This is a genomic window from Thermoanaerobacter sp. YS13 (assembly GCF_000806225.2).
In the GTDB taxonomy this organism is placed as follows: domain Bacteria; phylum Bacillota; class Thermoanaerobacteria; order Thermoanaerobacterales; family Thermoanaerobacteraceae; genus Thermoanaerobacter; species Thermoanaerobacter uzonensis.
In genome coordinates this window covers 734,465-753,679 of the sequence record NZ_JOOI01000001.1, presented here as the reverse complement: position 1 = coordinate 753,679, position 19,215 = coordinate 734,465, and the positions used below count along the sequence as shown (strand labels likewise).

Below are 19,215 nucleotides of genomic sequence, written 5' to 3'. Positions count from 1 at the left end.
AGAATGCTAATATGGAGAGTACATCAAAACGTTGGAGCCGAATTATACCTGTTGCTTTTGTAATGTATATGACTGCTTATATGGACAGAATCAATGTTGCTATGATTTTACCATATATGACTAAATCTATTCATCTATCTAGTGCTGACATGGGACTTGCAGCAGGTATATTCTTTATTGGATATATGATACTGCAAATACCGGGTGCAATATTAGCAAATAAATGGAGTGCTAAAAAAGTAGTTTTTATTCTAATGATTTTATGGAGTGCTATGGCAATGGCTACAGGTTTAGTAAAAAATGCAACACAACTTTTTATAATCAGATTTTTACTAGGAGTTTTTGAAGGTGGTGTTTGGCCAGCAGTTTTGGTTTTATTGGCTACATGGTTTCCTGCGAAGGAAAGGGCTCGAGCAAATGCTTTTTGGATGATTAACTTGCCCTTATCCGCTATTGTTATGGCCCCAATTACTGGATGGTTACTTTCAATAACGAACTGGCGCATGGTTTTCTTTATAGAGGGTTTATTACCACTTTTATGGGCGGCTGTTTGGTGGATTACTATTGATGATAAGCCATCAAGAGCTAAATGGATATCAGAAGCAGAAAGAGAATATATTATAAAAACAATAGAACAAGAAAACATCAACAAACCTAAAGGCACTGGTTATTTATCAGCTTTTACAAATAAAACAGTTCTTTTACTTGTAACAGCATATTTCTTTTGGATGTCTGGATTTTATGGATATACAATGTGGGTACCAAGTGTTGTAAAAAGTTTTGAGAATTTTACTTCTTTTGTAGTAGGGTTAATATCTGCTGTACCATTTGCTTTTGCTATGATTGGTATGGCTATAAATTCTTCATGGTCCGATAAAAATCAGCAAAGAGAAATTCATGTTGCTATTCCTCTTATAATTGGAGCTTTTGGACTGATTGGTGGACAGTTTTTGGCACATACACCATTTACAAAAATGATATTCTTAATTATAGCAGCAATTGGTGCTTATTCTCCCTATGGTCCATTTTGGGCAATTCCGACTGATATATTAAGACCAGAATTAGCTGCAGCAGCTATGGGATTAATAAATGCCATAGGCAATTTGGGTGGATTCCTTGGTCCCTATATAGTTGGGTGGATTAAGGGAAATTATTCAGGTTTTTTAGGCTTTATTGTGTTAGGTGTATTCTTGCTAGTTACGGCTATTATAGCACTAGGACTAAGATATGTGAATCATGCGTCGGTAAAACACAGCTCAGTGGGTTAAAAGCTAATTTAAAGAAAGGGGAAAATTAATAAAAAATTATATTTTTTGATTTAAACAAATAGTTAAAATTTAATTAATAATCGATTTGATTAGAGAACTTATTTCAATATTCGGGGAGGGAATAGCCCCCGAATATTGAAATTTATATTTATATCTAGTTATATCTAGTAAAATAAGTAAAAAAATAAGGAAGCGGGAGTGATGTTTTTGAAGATTTTACTTGCACCCGATTCATTCAAAGGTAGTTTATCTTCAAAAGAAGTATGTAATGCTTTAGAAGAGGGGATAAAAAAAGTTATAAATGCAGAGATAATTCCTGTTCCAATAGCAGATGGAGGAGAAGGAACGGTTGAAGCGCTTGTAATGTCTGCCGGTGGAGAAATAATTGATGCATATGTAACGGGACCTTTAGGGAAAAAAGTAAAAGCCTTTTATGGTATATTAAATGACGGAACGGCTGTAATTGAAATGGCTGCTTCTTCAGGTTTATACTTAATTCCCGAACACATGAGAAATCCTCTTAAAACAACTACCTACGGAGTAGGAGAGCTAATCAAGTTAGCTTTGGAGAGAGGGTGCCGCAAATTTATTATAGGAATAGGTGGAAGTGCCACAAATGATGGTGGAGCAGGAATGGCACAAGCCTTAGGAGTTAGGTTCCTTGACATTAATGGCAATGAAATAAGCTACGGTGGAGGAGAGCTTAATAAAATAGAAAAAATAGATTTAAGCAATATTGACAAAAGGATATATGACAGTGAATTTATTGTGGCATCAGACGTTGATAATCCTCTATGTGGCGAAAGGGGTGCATCAGCTGTATACGGACCACAAAAAGGAGCAACTCCTAAAATGGTGAAAATTTTAGATGAGAATTTAAAGCACTTTGCACAGATTGTTACAAAAACAACTGGTAAGGATTATTCGAATATTCCAGGTGCAGGAGCAGCAGGGGGATTAGGATTTGGACTAATGGCATTTTTAAATGCTAAATTGAAACCAGGGATAGAAATAGTAATGGAAATTGCAAAATTAGAAGAAAAGATAAAAGACTGCGATTTAGTGGTAACAGGAGAGGGAAATACTGATTTCCAGACAGTTTTTGGTAAAGCACCAGCTGGAATTGCAAAGCTTGCGAAAAAGTATGGTAAGCCGGTTATAATACTATCAGGTGGGTTAGGTAAGGACTATAAAAAACTGTATGACATAGGAGTCACAGCTTTTTTTAGTATTGTCAATAAACCTATGTCAATAGAGGAAGCAATGAGAAGTGCTTATTCTCTCATTGTTGATAGAATGGAAGACATCATGAGGACTATTTTAGTATACCAATTAGCCACTCAAGATTAATAAAACACAGCATGTGATGAAAAATAAAGTATAAGTTGTAAAAAATTTACTTTAATTAAACTAAAATTAACAGGGCAAAAGATTGATAGCTACTTAAGTGTTTAAAAGAACGTTTTTTTGTGGTACAATTATTATGAACCATAGTGAAAATCCTCCTTGTATGATGTTTAGTTGACACCTATATCATACACGATTTTCACTATGGTTGCTATTTTTTTATCTGTTGCATTTAATTATACAACTAACCTCCTCACAAGATTCCTGTCAGAACAGGCGTACTACGACGAAAAAACCAAGAAGCTCAAGGCCAAAGATAGCAAAAGCATACCCAGCGATTTCCTTCAGTCAGCATACGATGAGGATGCTACTTATCGCAAGAAGGGGAACAAAGCTGAAAGCGGATACGTTTTAAACCTTAGCGAAACCTGTTCAAAAGAAAATCCCTTCCAGCTCATAACAGACTATACGGTAGAAAAGAACATAAAAAGCGATGTAGAACTTTTAAAAGAAAGACTACCTATTGTAAAACAAAATACCGAATGCCAAGAAGTCTATGTAGACGGTGGTTATTACTCCGAAGAAGTAGTGCAAATTGTAAAAGTGTTTTTTAAAAGAAAACGGTGTGGAATTCCACTTTACCGACTTAAGCGGCAGGAAGCCTATTTCTAGGATATCAGTGACCGAATATGAAATAGATGAAGAAATGAAAGTTATGTAAATGATAAAATAAGAATGTACGAAAAGTGGAAAATAAAAATGTACAAATTTGTACATAAATTTGGTATCCTTCTGTTTGTAGGAGGGATACCAAAAATGAAAAATCTATTAGGTCAAATTAGTATATTTAAGGCTATGGAGATAAAACCTAATTTTTCAGAATTAGCAAGAGAATATGGAATAGATAGGAGAACTGTTAAAAAGTATTATGAAGGATATGAAGGCAAGCCAAAAACAAGAAATAAACAAAGTAAATTAGATAAATACTATGATGAAATAAAAGCAAAGCTTGAGATAAAGGGGGTTACGGTAAAGGGAGTATATGAATACTTTGTTTCTAAAAATTATGATATTGGAACATATTCTAATTTCAACAAATATGTAAAGAGAAAGGGGTTGAAACCTACTAAAAAAGCAAGTGATCATCCACGATTCGAAACTCCTGCGGGGAAACAGGCCCAGGTAGATTGGAAGGAAGACATAAAATTAGTTTCGAGATATGGAGAAGAATTCGTTGTTAATGTATTTAACTATAAACTTGGATATTCAAGATATTGCTACTTTGAATATAGGAAAGCAAAAACTCAACAAGATGTAATTGGATGCTTGATAAACGCATTTAAAGCTACAGGAGGTGTTCCGGAGGAAATACTTTTTGACAATATGAAAACAGTAGTTGATATAACAAACGAGGGGAGGAAGATAAATAATAAAATAAAAGCATTTGCAAATGATTTTGGCTTTAAGATACGCTTATGTAAACCAAGACACTCATATACAAAAGGAAAGGTGGAATCATCTAATAAATTTATTGACTGGTTACTGCCATACAATGGTGAATTTGAAAATGAAGAAGATTTAATAAAGATAATTGATGAAATAAACAAAAAAGTTAATCAATCCACAAATCAATCAACAGGGATACAACCGATAATATTATTCCAAAAAGAGAAGGAGTATCTATCTCCGCTACCAAGTAATGATATCATAGAAAGTTATATGAACTTCGAACAAAAAGCAACTGTCCATAAAGATTCTACGATATATTACAAAGGTAGTAGATACTCAGTCCCTCCAAAATATATAAATAAAACTGTAACTCTTAAAACAGTAGAAAATGAGTTACATGTATATTTTAACACAGATTTGATATCTGTCCATATATTAAGTGATAAAAAGATAAATTATCATGAATCTCATTATAGAGAATTAATGGAAAATCTTATCAAAAATAGAGAGGATATTGAACAAATATGCACAAATAATCTTAACGAATTGGATAAATTATTGCATAGGTAGGTGAGGGTGTAAGTAACTATACTAAGCTATTAAACAATTTAGAAGAGCTTGGATTAAATAACATAAAAAATAATATAGATATGTACTTAAAACTGATTAAATCAGGAGAAAAAAGTGTTATAGATGCTCTATATGAACTAAGCAATTTAGAAATAAAATCAAAACAAGAAAAAGCAATACTTGCATGTGTTAAAGTAGCAAACTTCCCTTTTTTAAAAGAACTTGATGATTTTGATTTTGAATTTCAACCAAGCATAAACAAACAAGAAATTCTTGATTTAAAAAGTTTAAGATTTGTAGAAAATAACGAAAATATATTGTTTGTAGGAACCCCCGGGGTAGGCAAGACACATCTTGCCGCCGCCATAGGGATAGAATGTGCTAAGCACAGATATTCTACATATTTTATTCATTTTCAAGAATTAATGTCTCAATTAAAAAAGGCATTAGCAGAAAACCGTTTAGAGATCCGATTAAAACATTTTTCAAAGTATAAAGTGTTAATAATAGACGAAGTAGGGTATTTACCAATAGACACAGATGCTTCAAATATATTTTTTCAGCTAATATCTAAAAGGTATGAAAAGCATAGTACTATTATTACAACTAATATGCCCTTTTCTAATTGGGCAGAAGTATTTGGATCAGCAACATTAGCCAATGCAATATTGGATAGATTACTTCATCATTCGCATGTTATATCAATAAAAGGGCCTTCATATAGATTAAAGTCAAAAGTTGAATATTTTAACAGTTCTTCGAATGCATCTTAGTACATTTTTTGTACAAAATTATATTCCACTTTTTGTACAAAAATATATTGACTTTTACAAGTTATAACAAAGTGTCCAAGGGGAATAATACGAATCCATGCCGGTGTTAAGAACGGGCAGACGGTGGCCCATTTTCCAAAAGAAGCCTGTACAATGTGTGAATTGAAAAATCAATGTTACTGCAAAGAACAGAAAAAAGATTACGTGGTGAGGATAAATCTAAAATCGATAGAAGCAGCCAAACAACGGGAAAAGATAGAATGTAGGTGTGAGGAAAACAAGAGCAAAAGAGCTGCAATAGAAGGTACCAATTCAGCCTTGAAAAGTGGTCATGGTCTTTCGAAGCTTCGAGTAAGAGGACTTGTAAAATGTAGAGTAAACATAGGCTTAAAGGTATTGGCCCAGAACTTTAAGCGTTTTGCAAGATATATGTTGGAGCAAGCTAAAAAAGCTATTCCAAAGGTCCGAGGGGGAAGTGTGCCCATATTTACTCAATAAATGGTATAACGTATTATAAAGGTAAAATGTAAGCTTTTCTCGGCAGACTTTACACTGGATTTTTGTTATCATAGGTGCAAATTACCACAATTTACCTAAAAAAATTGTCAAAGTACAGAAAAGCAGATTCTAAAATTGAGTTTCTACACTAGAATCAAATTTTCATAAAAAATTTTTTAAATAAAGAAGGATTTTTTTATTTTATGTAGAATATTATTTAATAAGATGAAAGACAACGATAGTAAAAATATATCTAATTTATACAAGATAAAATACATAAAAATTTGTATAAATCAAAAATTTTTACCAAATATAAGAGTAAAAAGTAATTAATGTAATTATTTTTTATAAATATTGAGGATTAATTTGTCTAACGTTTTACCTAATATTACAAGTAGAATAGGGTGGCGGTATGAAAAAACAAAAATCTTCTCCTACTATTAAGGATGTTGCAGAATATGCAGGTGTTTCCATAAAAACTGTATCGCGAGTTATAAACGATTCTTCTGAAGTGACAGAAATTACTAAGAAAAAAGTTCTAGATGCTATCGAGAAATTAGGTTATAGACCCAATGCTTTGGCAAAAAGTTTGCGTATAAAAAGGACTTATACTATTGGAGTCATAATTTCAGATATTGCAAATAGCTTTTTTGGCAATGTAATGAAAGGCATAGAAAATGTGGCTATTAAAAATCATTATAATATAATTTTTGCGAATTCTGATGAAAATATTGAAAAGGAGAAAATGTATTACCAATTTTTTATCGAAAAACAGGTAGAAGGTATGATTATTATTCCCGCTCCAGGCTCGCAAAGCTATTTGAAAAAACATGCTGGGTTAATTCCCGTGGTGTTTATAGATAGAAAGCCAAAGGACTGGGACGGTATTGTAGTAAAAGTAAACAACGAAGAAGGAGCTTATTTATTGACAAAACATTTAATTGAAGTTCATGGATATAGGAGTATAGTGTTTTTAGCTACAGAGTTAGACATTGACCCTGTAGGAGAGAGGTTTGAAGGCTATAAAAAAGCAATGGAAGAGGCAAATCTGAAAGTACGGGTAATTGAAGGAAATAGGACAATTGAAGACGGGTGTAAAGCTATTGAAAAAGTTCTCTTTTCTAATAAGCCTCAAGCTATTTTTGGATGTAACCACGTAATGACTTTAGGTGCTATTAAAGCTACTAAAAAATATTCTTTGGAAGTCCCGAGGGATATTGCAGTTGTAGGATTTGATGATTTCGAAAGCGGAGATGTTTTAAGACCACACTTAACTGCTGTTGCACAGGTTCCATATAGGATAGGAGAATATGCTGCGGAGCTTTTATTTAAACAAATTACTAAAAATGAGTTTATTAAAGAAAAAGAAATTATTGTTCCGGTGGAATTAAAGATTAGAGAGTCATGTGGTTGTTTGTATGTAAATGTAAATGAAGGCACTATTATAGAAAACCGTTATTAAAATTCGTTTGAAGATAAATTTTTGCCAGATATGTAGGAGGAGTTTTAAGTGGGATATTTAATAAAATCAAATAAATATGAGAAAGATTTCAACGGATATGTAATAGGAATTGATGTAGGGGGTACAAAGACAGCAGTTATTTTGGGAGATACTAAAGTTAACGTTATAGATAGAATTGAATATTCTACCAAAGAATTTGACAAACAACCAATGGAAATGATAAACAAAATGATTCAAACAATTAAAGATGTACTGCAAAACCATAAAATAACACTGGAAGAAGTAAGAAGTATAGGAATTAGTTCAGGAGGACCTTTGGACCTAGAAAAAGGCATTATATTGTCGCCGCCTAACCTTCCAGGATGGGACGAGATTCCGATTGTTGATATATTATCCAATGAATTTAATGTTCCTGTATATTTGGAAAACGATGCAAATGCTGGCGCTGTTGCTGAATGGAATTTTGGTTCAGGGGTGGGGTGTAAAAATTTAATTTTCTTAACATTTGGGACTGGTATGGGAGCGGGTCTTATTCTTGATGGTAAATTGTACAGAGGCACCAATGGGATGGCTGGAGAGGTAGGACATATAAGATTAGCAAAAGATGGTCCTGTCGGTTATGGCAAGAAAGGTTCCTTTGAAGGATTTTGCAGTGGAGGAGGGATTACGCGTCTAGCTCAAATAGAAATTTCGAAAAGATTGTCTAATGGTGAATCAGTAGAATTTTGCCCTTCGTTTGATATGCTTTCAAAAATTACTGCCGAAGATGTGGCTGTTGCAGCACAAAAAGGGGATAAAGTTGCTTTAGAAATTATTAAGATAAGCGCTGAATATTTAGGTTTAGCTCTTTCAATTTTGATTGACATACTAAATCCAGAAAAGATTATTTTGGGAACTATTTTTACAAAAAATGAAAGTTTGTTTAGAAAAATAGTAGAAGAAGTCATAAAAAGAGAGGCATTAGAAATTTCTGCAGGTGTATGTAAAATACAACCTTCTAAACTTGGGAATAAAATAGGAGATTATGCTGCTTTGTCTGTAGCATTAAGAATAGGGATGGAGTGAAGTAGATAATGAAAAAAAGCTTAAACTGGGGGATGCTTGATGAGTTAGTAAGTAGATTTCCGGAACTTAAATATCTGGAGAGCTCTATTAAAACAGCTGTAGAGGTTATTATAGAGTCATATGAAAAAGGTGGAAAGCTACTTGTATGTGGTAATGGTGGAAGTGCAGCTGATTCGGAACATATAGTAGGGGAGCTTTTAAAAGGCTTCATGAAGAAAAGGCCGCTAAATGTGGAGACTATAAACAAGCTAAAGAAGTTTGACTTTCCATGGGGAAATATCCTTGCTGAAAAGTTACAGGGTGGACTACCAGCTATTTCTCTTACCGCTCACACAGCTTTTTTGACTGCTTTTATGAATGATGTAGATCCGGATTTAGTTTTTGCCCAGCAAGTTTTTGTATTAGGGAAGAAGGAAGATATTTTGATAGCACTAACTACTTCTGGCAATTCTAGAAACATTTTGTATGCCATTTATACAGCGAAAGCTTTAGAAATGACAAGTATATGCTTTACTGGGGAAAGTGGAGGAAAAGCAAAAGAGATATGTGATGTATTATTGAATGTTCCTGCAAACGTTACTCATAAGGTTCAAGAGTATTATTTACCTATTTATCACACTATATGTGGGATTGTGGAAGAATATTTTTTTAAAATTTAATATTTATTGGAGATATACAAAATTAGTTATAACAATCACGAGTAAAAACTAAGATATGGACGATATACAATAATATAGTAATTGACAATACTAATCAAATAGGGATGTGCAAAATTAATAAAAATAATCACGAACAAAAACCAAAATATGTATGACATACAATATATAGTAATCAACACTGACAATCAAACATAAAGGAAGTGGTAAGGGAAAAGAAAAGACAAAAAGAGGAGTTAAAAAAGGGCATAAATATCCTGTAAAAGTCAAATGTTAAAAAGTGGAATGAACCAAATTCAGCAAAAGTTAAGCCGATTGCATCAGACCAACAAGGGACTTAAACTCATCAAATTTACCCAGTTTAATAGCTACAATAGCAACAGTAAGCAAAGTAATATGGCCAAAAGTATTAAGGTTGCTGACAGAATTAATATTTCTAACATAAGCTTTTTCAAAATCCAGAGCTTTAAATCGAGAATTATATCTTTCTGATTCTACTCTTAGTTTATAGACAGCCTTAAAATATAGGGAGTCTCTATTAATAGAGGACCTATAATCAGAAGATATAATAGCATACTTAGTACAGCCTCTATGCTTTTTGCCATTAAAATATTTAGGATGCTTTATAGGGCAGGCAGAGTCATCTTTAGAATTACAGAACTTGCAAACAAATTTTTGCTTAATAAAACCATCAAAATACTGCTTGCCGTCTTTGAGCATTTTAATACCTGCTTCACAAACCATATAACCATCATCAGTCAGAGGGGGATTTTTAGAATTACGCTTGTTAAGAGGAATAAAACAATGACCATGGAGAGTATCTCTAACATAATTATAGAGTTTCTTAACGTCATAACCTTTATCAGCGATAAAATTAGTACCAGTCAGTTTAAACCAATTATTAGTATCAGCAAGTAAAGACAAAGCAAGCCACAAAGATGAGTAATGATAAGATTATTGCGGAGATAATCTAAAAGGTCAGAAATTATACCGAATCTTAAAGCTTCATAACAATAAAAGCTCTAAACATTGCATGATGAGAATAACCCTTACGGCCAGGACTAGAGGAAGGGAATTCAGGCATTGAAGACAAGTCCAGATTTTTAAACATAGAAGAATAGAAATCAATTTTAGACAGAGAAGTAAAGAGTTCAGGTATATTTAAAAGTAATTGAAGCTGGTACATGTAGGATTTCCTCCTCCTTAAGAAATATTTTCATGCTGTATATATAATAATTCGACAAATTGGAGGGAAAATCATACATAAAAGATAAAAAATTCAAGATAGATAGGAAAAAAATATGTCTGTAGAATGGCTTAAATTAAGGCTTTTGAATTTTGCACAAGTCTACTTACTTAGGATTAGGAGGTGATGTAATATGGTTTAAAAACAATAAATAAAGAAAATTTCAAATACTTACAAAATTTAGGAGGGATTGAGAATGATTAAAATCTTTGCTGTTAAGATAATTTCTTTAATGTTAGTTTTGTTACTACTTTTAAGTGCTTGTACTCCAAAATCCTCCGTGAAACAAGAAAATCCCCAAGGGAACAAGATAGTGACTATAAAGTTTGTTGATGTAATGCCTAGTCCAGAAAGAGATCAAATTTATCAGGAGATAATTAATGAATTTACTAAAGTGTATCCTAATATAAAAGTTGATTTAGAAACTATACCTTGGGATCAGGCCCATGATAAATTAGTTGCTTTAGCAGCTTCCAAACAATTGCCCGATGTTATTATGTTGCATCCATTATGGGTACCGGAATTTATTTCAGCTGGATGGGTAAAACGAATAGATTCGTATTATCAACACTTTAAATATAAAAACGACTTAATTCCTTTTGTCAAAGATGTAATGATTCAAAAAAGGCAAAAAGATGTGTATGGAGGAATATATTACCTAGTAGATACTGTAAATGTACATGCTTTATATGTAAGATCTGATTGGTTTAAAGAAGCGGGAATTCCTTTACCAAAAACATGGAATGAGGTATTTGAAGCAGCTAAAAAACTTACAGATCCTGCTAAAAATAGATATGGTTTTGCATACAGAGGTGCGCGTTTAGGTTTTGAACAAATAATGGATTACGTGTTTACTGCTCTTCATGGACAATTATATGATAAAGATGGAAACTGTTTAATTTCTACTCCCCCAGCAGTAGAAGCATTTATTCGCTATACAGATTTATATAAAAAAGGTTATAGTCCTAAGGATTCAATAAACTGGGGTTATAGAGAAATGGTTCAAGCATTTACTTCAGGACTAGTGGGAATAATGAATCAGACTTCCGAAGTGATAGAAGTATGTAAGAAAAATATGAAAGAAGGTACATGGGAGGTAATACCATTCCCTAAAGCCGATGATGGTAAAATTTATTCTTCTGCATTGGCTTTTGGTTATGCTATTTCTGCTAATTCGTCTCATCCAGATGAAGCTTGGAAGTTTATTGAGTTTTTAAGCTCCCCGGATATTAATCTCAAATATGCAAAAGGAAATGGATTTTTACCTATTGTGAAACAAGGAATTTCAGATCCTTATTTTACAGAAGGACCAATGAAGGGATACTATGATACACTGAATTCTCCAGATTTGGTAGCACTTCCAGATTGGGGATATTTCCCACAACTAGGTGAGTTTACTGAATCAATAATGGATGCAGAAGTTCAGAAATATTTACTGGGGCAACAAAGTGCAGAAGAGACATTGAAAAAACTTGCTGATTATCTTACTAAATATCAAAAAGAGTATATGAAAGAACATCCTAATATTCCGGTCCCACAGCCTTTCTCTTTACGTTGAGAAAAAAGGGAAAAGGGATAATTAAAAAGTTGTCCCTTTTCCCATCACCTTAATTTATTTTACCATAAACATTATAATATAATTTATGTCTTTTTACAAATTATTATTGAGTATAAAAAATGTTAACGGAGGAGTAGAATATGGGAAATACCTATAAAGGTAGTATTGGTTAATCCATTTCATGTAAAGAGGAGCAAAGAATTAGATGACAATTCTCCCACAAAAAGCGATAGAAAAGACCCAAAAACAATAGCAATGCTAGTAAAAGACGGGAGATATGTAGAGCCGACAATACCTGAAGGAGTATATGCAGAATTAAGGGTAGCGATGGACATAAAAGACAGGTTGAACAAACAAATAGGGATGACAAAAAATCAAATAACAAGATGGATGGACATATACTTTCCGGAGTTTAACACCGTATTTTCAGACTGGGAAGGGAAAGCAGCACTTATCACATTAAGAGAATTTCCAACGCCTGAGAAGATAGCAAAAAAGAGTGCTGAAGAAATAATATCGATATGGAAGAAAGAAGTACAAAGAGGGGTAGGAGAAAAAAGGGCTATAAAGCTGATAGAAACTGCTAAGGAGAGCATAGGGAAGAAGCAGGGCATAAAGATGGCAGAATACGAGATAAAGACTCTCATTGAACAATACGAATTTCTCAAAAAACAAATTGAAGAAGTAGAGAAGAAGATAGAAGAATTAATAGTTGAGATACCAGGGGTTAAAGAACTACTAGAAATCAAAGGGATAGGGATAAATACAGTAGCGGGTTTTATTGCAGAAGTAGGAGACATTGAGAAATATGAACATCCAAAACAGATACAAAAACTAGGAGGATTAAACCTAGTAGAGAATAGCTCTGGTAAACATAAAGGAGAAACGACAATAAGTAAAAGAGGGAGGAAGCGATTGAGGAGAGTACTATTTAATGCAGTAATGGCCTTGGTTGCAAAAAACGAAGAGTTTCGTGAACTACACAAATATTACACTACCAGAGCGCAAAACCCGCTAAAAAAGAAGCAATCACTAATAGTATTGTGCAACAAACTGATAAGGGTATTTTATGTCATATTAAAAAAAGGAGTAAAATATGACCCAATCAAGATGATGAAGGACATAAAGAGGCCAGCCTTACAGGAAGCTGCATAAAAAGTGCTAACATACTATCAAATCAATTAAGGGTTAATCATCTTCTCTTCAGCTTTAAATTACTCACATCTAAAAAGCTGACCCTTAAGAAGAATTAATTTTTAGGGAAAACGAAAGTGTGAACGACGTGACCTAAAAGGTAAAGTAAGGAATAAAACAAAAACAACTAGTCAAGATGGTATATTGACAACAAGAGCGGGAATTGTCATACAAGAATAATCACCATACGGGCAAAGACCCTGCAATGGAGCAGAAATGACATCCACCTCATGGCAGGTAGAACGAAGGAATTAAGGACTAAGATCCAGTGAGACATGGGAGGGTAAACCCCATGAGATAAGTGGAGCTATCCCGCCATAATATGGAAATAGGATATGAGGTTTATTAAACTTACCTATTTAATGGTTAGATAAGTAAGAAATGATAATATAAGCCATGAGATGCTCTTGTTGTGATGAGAAAATTAAAGAAAAACTAAGATATTAAGAGAAAATAAAAGATAATAGAGGGAGGTTCAATGATTGAATGTATTACAAAACTCTTAAGATTTTAAAGAGGAAGTTTCAAAGAGAAGAAAAAGAAGTTATTGTTATGCTTATACCTACTTATGCAATATTAATACTATTTATGGGATATCCCTTATTAAACAGTTTATATTTTTCATTCCAGAAGTATAGGCTTTCACAACCTAATAAAATAGGATTCAATGGTATAGAAAATTACATTAATATACTCAACGATCCAAACTTAAAATTAATCATGTTTAATACTCTAAAATGGGTGTTTTTTACCCTAATTTTGCAATTTATATTGGGATTTATTTTGGCTCTTGCATTAAGAAAGCCATTTAAAGGACGCAATTTTTATCAAGCAATTGTATTCTTACCCTGGGCTCTATCAAACTTTGTAGTAGGGCTGACTTTTCAATGGATGTTTAATGGAGAATATGGAGTTATTAATGATTTATTGTTAAAATTAAAATTTATTTCACATAAAATATCATTTTTAGGGAGTACAACTTTTGCCTTATGGACGGTTATAATTGCTATGGTATGGATAGGTATTCCTTTTTTTGCAATTATGATTTTAGCTGCTCTACAATCAATACCCGAAGAATTATATGAAGCTGCAGAAATAGACGGTGCAGGAGTTATTATGCAATTTTTGAACATAACATTACCTCTTATTAAACCTACTATTATAGTTACTTTGCTTTTAAGAACGATATGGATATTTAATTCTGCTGAATTAATTTATGTCATGACATATGGAGGACCTGGTAATTCATCTAATACTTTTGTATCGTATATGTTTTTAAAAGCTTATAGTTCCTTGAATTTTGGAGAAGCTTCTGCTATGGGAGTTTTAGTTATGATTTGTCTTATGCTGTATAGTATTATATTTATAAGAATTACAGGATATGCGGAAGGAAGTGAATTTTAGAATGATACATATCAAACAAAAGATGGGTGTTAATAAAAAATTTTTTTCAATATTAATTAGAATAATTGTTTTAACTATTTACTTATTAATTGTAATATTTCCGTTATATTGGATGTTGATAACTTCATTAAAACCTCGAAATGACATATATACTTTGAACATTCAATACTGGCCCTATCATGTTACGTTCCAAAATTATACTGAGTTATGGAGATTCACACAGTTCCCGATTTATCTAAAAAATAGTATTTTTGTTTCTGTCATTTCTTCTACCTTAGTCTTATTTTTTTCAATTTTAGGAGGATATGCACTAGCCAGATATAAATTTAAGTGGAAAAATTTTACTATTATAAGTTTGCTAATTACACAAATGATTCCTACAGTTCTATTAATTATTCCATTATATGTTATTTTCTCACGATTTATGATTATTAATACGCTTATTAGTTTAATAATCTTTTATACAACAATTAATTTGCCATTTTCTTTGTTGATGATGGGGAGTTTTTTTGAGCAAATACCAAAATCACTTGAAGAGGCAGCTATGATAGATGGATGTACTAAAGCCCAAGTAATAATCAAGATTGTATTGCCAGTTATGTTACCAGGTATAATAGCTGTGTTTGTTTTTGCTTTTGTCGGGGCGTGGAATGAGCTTTTAGGAGGTGTTATGTTTATAAATTCAGAATCTTTAAAGACTATACCAGTAGGATTAAATGGATTTGTAGGGAAATTTGAAGTTAATTGGGGTCAGATGTCTGCTGGTAGTATATTAGCATTAATTCCAACAGTAATAATGTTTGCTTTTGTACAAAGATATATAGTAGAAGGACTTACTAAAGGAGCTGTAAAAGAATAAAAGATTTAGAGGGAAGGAGAGAAAACATGAAAAACAAGAACGATGAGTTTAAAGAAGATATAGCTATATGCACAAGTTTTGGTGAGGATGTGGAAAACTATTATGGTGCTATATCACCACCTATTTTTGAGACTTCTTTGTTCGTTTTTAAATCGTTTCAAGATATCGAAAAAGCATTTTTAGCAGAAAATATGAATTATGTATATACTAGAGGATTAAATCCAACAGTAGAGATTTTAGAGAAAAAAATTGCTGCTTTAGAACGAGGAGAGAGTTGTAAATGTTTTAGTTCTGGGATGGCTGCTATATCTGCTTGTTTTACTACTTTTACTAAGCAAAGGGATCATATTTTATTTATAAATAATGTATATGGACCAACAATTAAGTTCGCAAAATATTTAAAAAAATATGGTGTAGAGTATAGTATGGTACTAGTAAATGACGAAAATAATGAAAGAGAACTATTTAATGAAATAGAAAATGCTATACGCAAAAATACAAAAATTATTTATATAGAAAGTCCAGGAACATTTACATTTAAATTGATAGATTTAGAAAAAGTTTCTTATATAGCAAAGAAAAACAAAATAATTACAATTATTGATAATACATGGGCAACTCCTTTATTTCAAAAACCTTTGCAGTTTGGTATTGATATTTCTATTCACTCATGTTCTAAGTATATAAGTGGGCATAGTGACGTACTTGGAGGAGCCGTAATATCTAGAAAAGAAATAATTGAAAAAATTTTTTTTGAAGGTTTTCAGTTGGGAGGAGGAGTGATTGGACCTTTTGAAGCATGGTTATTAATTAGAGGATTAAGGACTTTACCACTAAGAATGAAACAACATCAAGAAAATGCGCTAAAAATTGCAGAATTTTTAGAACAACATAAAAAAATTGAGAAAGTTAATTATCCAGGTTTGAAGTCGAACAATTTTTATGAGTTAGGTAAAAAGCAATTGAAAGGATATTCTGGATTAATGAGTTTTCATTTAAAAGTAAATAATATTGAACAAATTATTAAATTTGTAAATTCACTTAAGATATTTAAAATAGGGGTAAGCTGGGGAGGATATGAAAGTCTTGTATTACCAGCCTATCATAGCAATAATATACAAGAGCTTCAGGAATGGGGTATTCCGATAAATTTAGTTAGATTATCGATAGGTTTAGAGGATGTTAATTTACTTATAAAAGATTTAGAAAATGCATTAGCAAGTATCTAAAAGATTGAGTTGCTAATTTAAGGGGGTACAATTCATGAGTTCTGAGAAAAAGATACATTTAATTGGAAATGCTCACATAGATGCTGCATGGTTATGGAGATGGCAAGAAGGATTCGCGGAAATAAAGGCAACTTTCAGGTCTGCACTTGATAGAATTAAGGAGTTTCCAGATTTTATTTTCACTGCTTCAAGTGTTGCTTACTATAAGTGGATTGAAGAAAATGATCCTGAAATGTTTGAAGAAATAAAAAAAAGAATCGAAGAGGGAAGATGGATTGTAGTGGGAGGGTGGTGGGTAGAGCCAGATTGTAATATTCCAAGTGGAGAATCTTTTATAAGACAAAGTTTATATGGGCAGCGATATTTAAAAAATAAATTTGGGATAATATCAAAGGTTGGGTATAATATAGATTCATTTGGACATAATGCAGCACTTCCTCAAATATTGAGAAAAAGTTATATTGATTATTACGTTTTTATGAGACCTAATATTATTGAAAATGATTCGATACCTGAATTGTTGTTTTGGTGGGAGGGAATTGATGGAACTAAAATTATAACATATAGGATACCAGATAATTATGAAACTTTTTCTGAAGATTTTAATGATAAAATCGAAAAAACAATGGAAGTATTTAACAAAGAAAGTAATGTAGATGTAATGTTGTTTTATGGAGTTGGTAATCATGGAGGAGGACCTACTATTGAAAATATTAAAACTATAAAATACTGGCAATCAAAGGGATATGATGATAAACTTATTATGAGTTCTCCTAACCATTATTTTGAAGATATAGGTAAAAAAAACATAACTTTGCCAGTGTATAAAGGAGAATTACAACACCATGCTAGTGGTACATATTCTACTGTTTCACATATTAAATTAATTAATCGAAAAGCAGAACATAGGATACTCGTTGCAGAAAAATTTGCAGCAATTGCTTCATATCTTTTTAATTATAATTATCCTAGGGATGAAATAAAAAGAGCATGGGAGGAAATTTTGTTTAATCATTTCCATGATATAATAGGTGGCTGCAGTATAAAAGAGGTTTACGATGATGCTTTAGAAGGGTATGGAAAAGCATTAAATATTGCAGCTAAGGTTTTAAATAATGCTATCCAGAAGATTTCTTGGAGTATTGATACTTTTAAGGGTCAAAAAAGAATAAGGAATAAGACAAAAGATTGGATATTATGGGAAGTAGAAAATGAAGGAGTTCCTGTTGTAATTTTTAACCCTCTCTGTTGGAGTGTAAGAATGCCTATACAATTAAATAGATTAGTGAAGAGTGTAACAGATAGTAATGGCAATTTTCTTACAATACAAAAAGTGAGAGCACCATATACTAATAGAGAAGATAAGTGGGCAACATTATTTTTAGCTGATATACCTCCTATGGGATATAAGGTATATTGGGCTTATTTAAGCATGGTTCCATCTGAAATAAAGGATGAAAAAGGGTTGTTAGTTGATAACTATATTTTAGAAAATGATTTTGTCAGAATTGAAATTGAATCCCAAACAGGTTATATAAAAAAGTTATTTGACAAAAACAATAAAGTAAACGTTTTTTTGGATAAAGGGGCGATACCGATAGTAATAGATATATCCCACTGTGATACCTGGGCTCATGGGGTTTTTGAATTTAGAAATGAAATAGGAAAATTTGCAGATGCAGGAGTAAAGATTTTAGAGCAGGGACCTTTAAGAGGTAAACTACGGGTTATCAGTAGATATAATAACTCTATGTTGATACAAGATTTTATATTGTATAAAGATAAACCATATATTGAGGTAGAAGTAAAATTAGATTGGAGAGAAAAGCATAAAATGCTTAAATTGTCTTTTCCAATAAATATAGTGGAACCTATAGCTACTTCCGAGATACCATATGGATACATAGAAAGACCTACAAATGGAAAAGAAGAGCCCACTCAACAATGGGTAGATTTAACAGGTAAATGTGAAAATGTAATTTATGGGGTATCCATAATAAACAATGGGAAATATAGTTATGATATAAAAGAAAATGAAATAAGAATGACAATTGCTAACAGTTCGATATATGCAGAACATTTTGGAGGTAGAGATGAATTTTGTGAATATATGGATCAGGGTATTCAAGAGTTTAAATATATAATTTATCCTCATTTATGTGATTGGAGAAATGCAAACGTAGTGAAAATAGCGTACGAATTAAATGTGTCTCCTGTCTTTGTAATAGAAACATATCACGAAGGAAGATTGCCTTTAGAGTTTAGTGGAATATCTATATCCTCGGATAATATAATTGCCTCGGTTTTCAAAAAAAGTGAGGATGGTGATGATTTTATACTTAGGTGTTATGAAACAAATGGTATTGATACATTTGTTACAATTACAATTCCATTTTTAAATCGACAATTTACTTCATATTTTAAGAAGAGCGAAATAAAGACATTTAAAATTCCTTTAGATGGGAAAAAGGACGTGATAGAATGTGATTTTCTTGAATTTGATAGTGAAAATACTTTATAGTAATTTATTATTGATAATCTTCAAAGTCTTCAAAGGGTCTAGAAAAAAGCTTACAATATCGCTAGTTAAGTATTTTAACCAAAATTATCTATTCTCATGCATAAAATATAAAAATG

Annotated in this window: 13 protein-coding genes and 3 pseudogenes; 15 read left to right on the top strand and 1 reads right to left on the bottom strand. The window is 32.0% G+C overall.

Annotated features, from left to right (window positions below; all coding sequences use genetic code 11):
- The first annotated feature begins 11 nt into the window (after positions 1-11).
- From THYS13_RS03910 to THYS13_RS03870, 9 genes and pseudogenes are all read left to right on the top strand, one after another.
- Positions 12-1,268 (top strand): MFS transporter, encoded by a 1,257-nt coding sequence (locus THYS13_RS03910; protein WP_042833240.1) that lies wholly within the window; start codon positions 12-14, stop codon positions 1,266-1,268.
- A 207-nt stretch (positions 1,269-1,475) separates the two neighbouring features.
- On the top strand, positions 1,476-2,618 hold the full coding sequence (locus THYS13_RS03905) for a glycerate kinase (RefSeq protein ID WP_042833944.1): 1,143 nt from the start codon (positions 1,476-1,478) through the stop codon (positions 2,616-2,618).
- A gap of 171 nt (positions 2,619-2,789) precedes the next feature.
- The gene (locus THYS13_RS03900; protein ID WP_065214129.1) at positions 2,790-3,287 is read left to right on the top strand and encodes a hypothetical protein; all 498 of its coding nucleotides are present in this window, start codon (positions 2,790-2,792) and stop codon (positions 3,285-3,287) included.
- Positions 3,288-3,431: 144 nt separating this feature from the next.
- Complete coding sequence (istA, locus tag THYS13_RS03895; protein WP_042833238.1) at positions 3,432-4,634, top strand: IS21 family transposase; 1,203 nt, start codon at positions 3,432-3,434, stop codon at positions 4,632-4,634.
- An 8-nt stretch (positions 4,635-4,642) separates the two neighbouring features.
- Positions 4,643-5,407: pseudogene (gene istB / locus THYS13_RS03890) on the top strand (IS21-like element helper ATPase IstB); the annotation flags it as partial.
- 153 nt (positions 5,408-5,560) lie between these two features.
- A complete protein-coding gene (locus THYS13_RS03885) occupies positions 5,561-5,905 on the top strand; it encodes a transposase (RefSeq protein ID WP_235603228.1) in 345 nt (114 codons plus the stop codon).
- A 412-nt stretch (positions 5,906-6,317) separates the two neighbouring features.
- Positions 6,318-7,367 (top strand): LacI family DNA-binding transcriptional regulator, encoded by a 1,050-nt coding sequence (locus THYS13_RS03880; RefSeq protein WP_042833236.1) that lies wholly within the window; start codon positions 6,318-6,320, stop codon positions 7,365-7,367.
- Positions 7,368-7,415: 48 nt separating this feature from the next.
- Positions 7,416-8,432 carry an ROK family protein gene (locus THYS13_RS03875; protein WP_235603227.1) on the top strand — a complete coding sequence of 339 codons (1,017 nt, stop codon included), beginning with the start codon at positions 7,416-7,418 and terminating at the stop codon, positions 8,430-8,432.
- A gap of 8 nt (positions 8,433-8,440) precedes the next feature.
- Positions 8,441-9,091 (top strand): SIS domain-containing protein, encoded by a 651-nt coding sequence (locus THYS13_RS03870; RefSeq protein WP_042833235.1) that lies wholly within the window; start codon positions 8,441-8,443, stop codon positions 9,089-9,091.
- A gap of 303 nt (positions 9,092-9,394) precedes the next feature.
- On the opposite strand, the pseudogene THYS13_RS14555 reads toward THYS13_RS03870, so the two are convergent.
- Positions 9,395-10,274, bottom strand: a pseudogene (locus tag THYS13_RS14555) (transposase).
- Between the two features lie 256 nt (positions 10,275-10,530).
- Here THYS13_RS14555 and THYS13_RS03855 point away from each other — a divergent pair.
- The 6 genes and pseudogenes from THYS13_RS03855 to THYS13_RS03830 all read left to right on the top strand — a co-directional run bounded on the left by THYS13_RS03855 (position 10,531) and on the right by THYS13_RS03830 (position 19,099).
- Positions 10,531-11,892, top strand: a complete 1,362-nt coding sequence (locus tag THYS13_RS03855; protein WP_042833233.1) for a sugar ABC transporter substrate-binding protein — start codon at positions 10,531-10,533, stop codon at positions 11,890-11,892.
- Between the two features lie 153 nt (positions 11,893-12,045).
- A pseudogene (locus THYS13_RS03850) lies at positions 12,046-13,047 on the top strand (IS110 family transposase); the annotation flags it as partial.
- Between the two features lie 525 nt (positions 13,048-13,572).
- Positions 13,573-14,490, top strand: coding sequence for a carbohydrate ABC transporter permease (locus THYS13_RS03845; protein ID WP_052210451.1), 918 nt, complete (start codon positions 13,573-13,575; stop codon positions 14,488-14,490).
- Positions 14,468-15,349: a carbohydrate ABC transporter permease gene (locus THYS13_RS03840; protein WP_369819196.1), complete on the top strand. Its 882-nt coding sequence runs from the start codon at positions 14,468-14,470 to the stop codon at positions 15,347-15,349. The genes THYS13_RS03845 and THYS13_RS03840 overlap by 23 nt, the downstream gene beginning before the upstream one ends.
- A gap of 26 nt (positions 15,350-15,375) precedes the next feature.
- Complete coding sequence (locus THYS13_RS03835) at positions 15,376-16,578, top strand: PLP-dependent aspartate aminotransferase family protein (protein WP_042833232.1); 1,203 nt, start codon at positions 15,376-15,378, stop codon at positions 16,576-16,578.
- 34 nt (positions 16,579-16,612) lie between these two features.
- A complete protein-coding gene (locus tag THYS13_RS03830; protein WP_042833231.1) occupies positions 16,613-19,099 on the top strand; it encodes an alpha-mannosidase in 2,487 nt (828 codons plus the stop codon).
- The last annotated feature ends 116 nt before the right edge of the window (positions 19,100-19,215 follow it).

Bases quoted from the DNA above. Each gene is read 5' to 3' on its own strand.
- THYS13_RS03910 (WP_042833240.1), top strand. From the start codon at position 12: ATGGAGAGTACATCAAAACGTTGGAGCCGAATTATACCTGTTGCTTTT.
- istA (WP_042833238.1), top strand. From the start codon at position 3,432: ATGAAAAATCTATTAGGTCAAATTAGTATATTTAAGGCTATGGAGATA.
- THYS13_RS03885 (WP_235603228.1), top strand. From the start codon at position 5,561: ATGTGTGAATTGAAAAATCAATGTTACTGCAAAGAACAGAAAAAAGAT.
- THYS13_RS03880 (WP_042833236.1), top strand. From the start codon at position 6,318: ATGAAAAAACAAAAATCTTCTCCTACTATTAAGGATGTTGCAGAATAT.
- THYS13_RS03870 (WP_042833235.1), top strand. From the start codon at position 8,441: ATGAAAAAAAGCTTAAACTGGGGGATGCTTGATGAGTTAGTAAGTAGA.
- THYS13_RS03855 (WP_042833233.1), top strand. From the start codon at position 10,531: ATGATTAAAATCTTTGCTGTTAAGATAATTTCTTTAATGTTAGTTTTG.
- THYS13_RS03845 (WP_052210451.1), top strand. From the start codon at position 13,573: ATGTATTACAAAACTCTTAAGATTTTAAAGAGGAAGTTTCAAAGAGAA.
- THYS13_RS03840 (WP_369819196.1), top strand. From the start codon at position 14,468: ATGCGGAAGGAAGTGAATTTTAGAATGATACATATCAAACAAAAGATG.
- THYS13_RS03835 (WP_042833232.1), top strand. From the start codon at position 15,376: ATGAAAAACAAGAACGATGAGTTTAAAGAAGATATAGCTATATGCACA.
- THYS13_RS03830 (WP_042833231.1), top strand. From the start codon at position 16,613: ATGAGTTCTGAGAAAAAGATACATTTAATTGGAAATGCTCACATAGAT.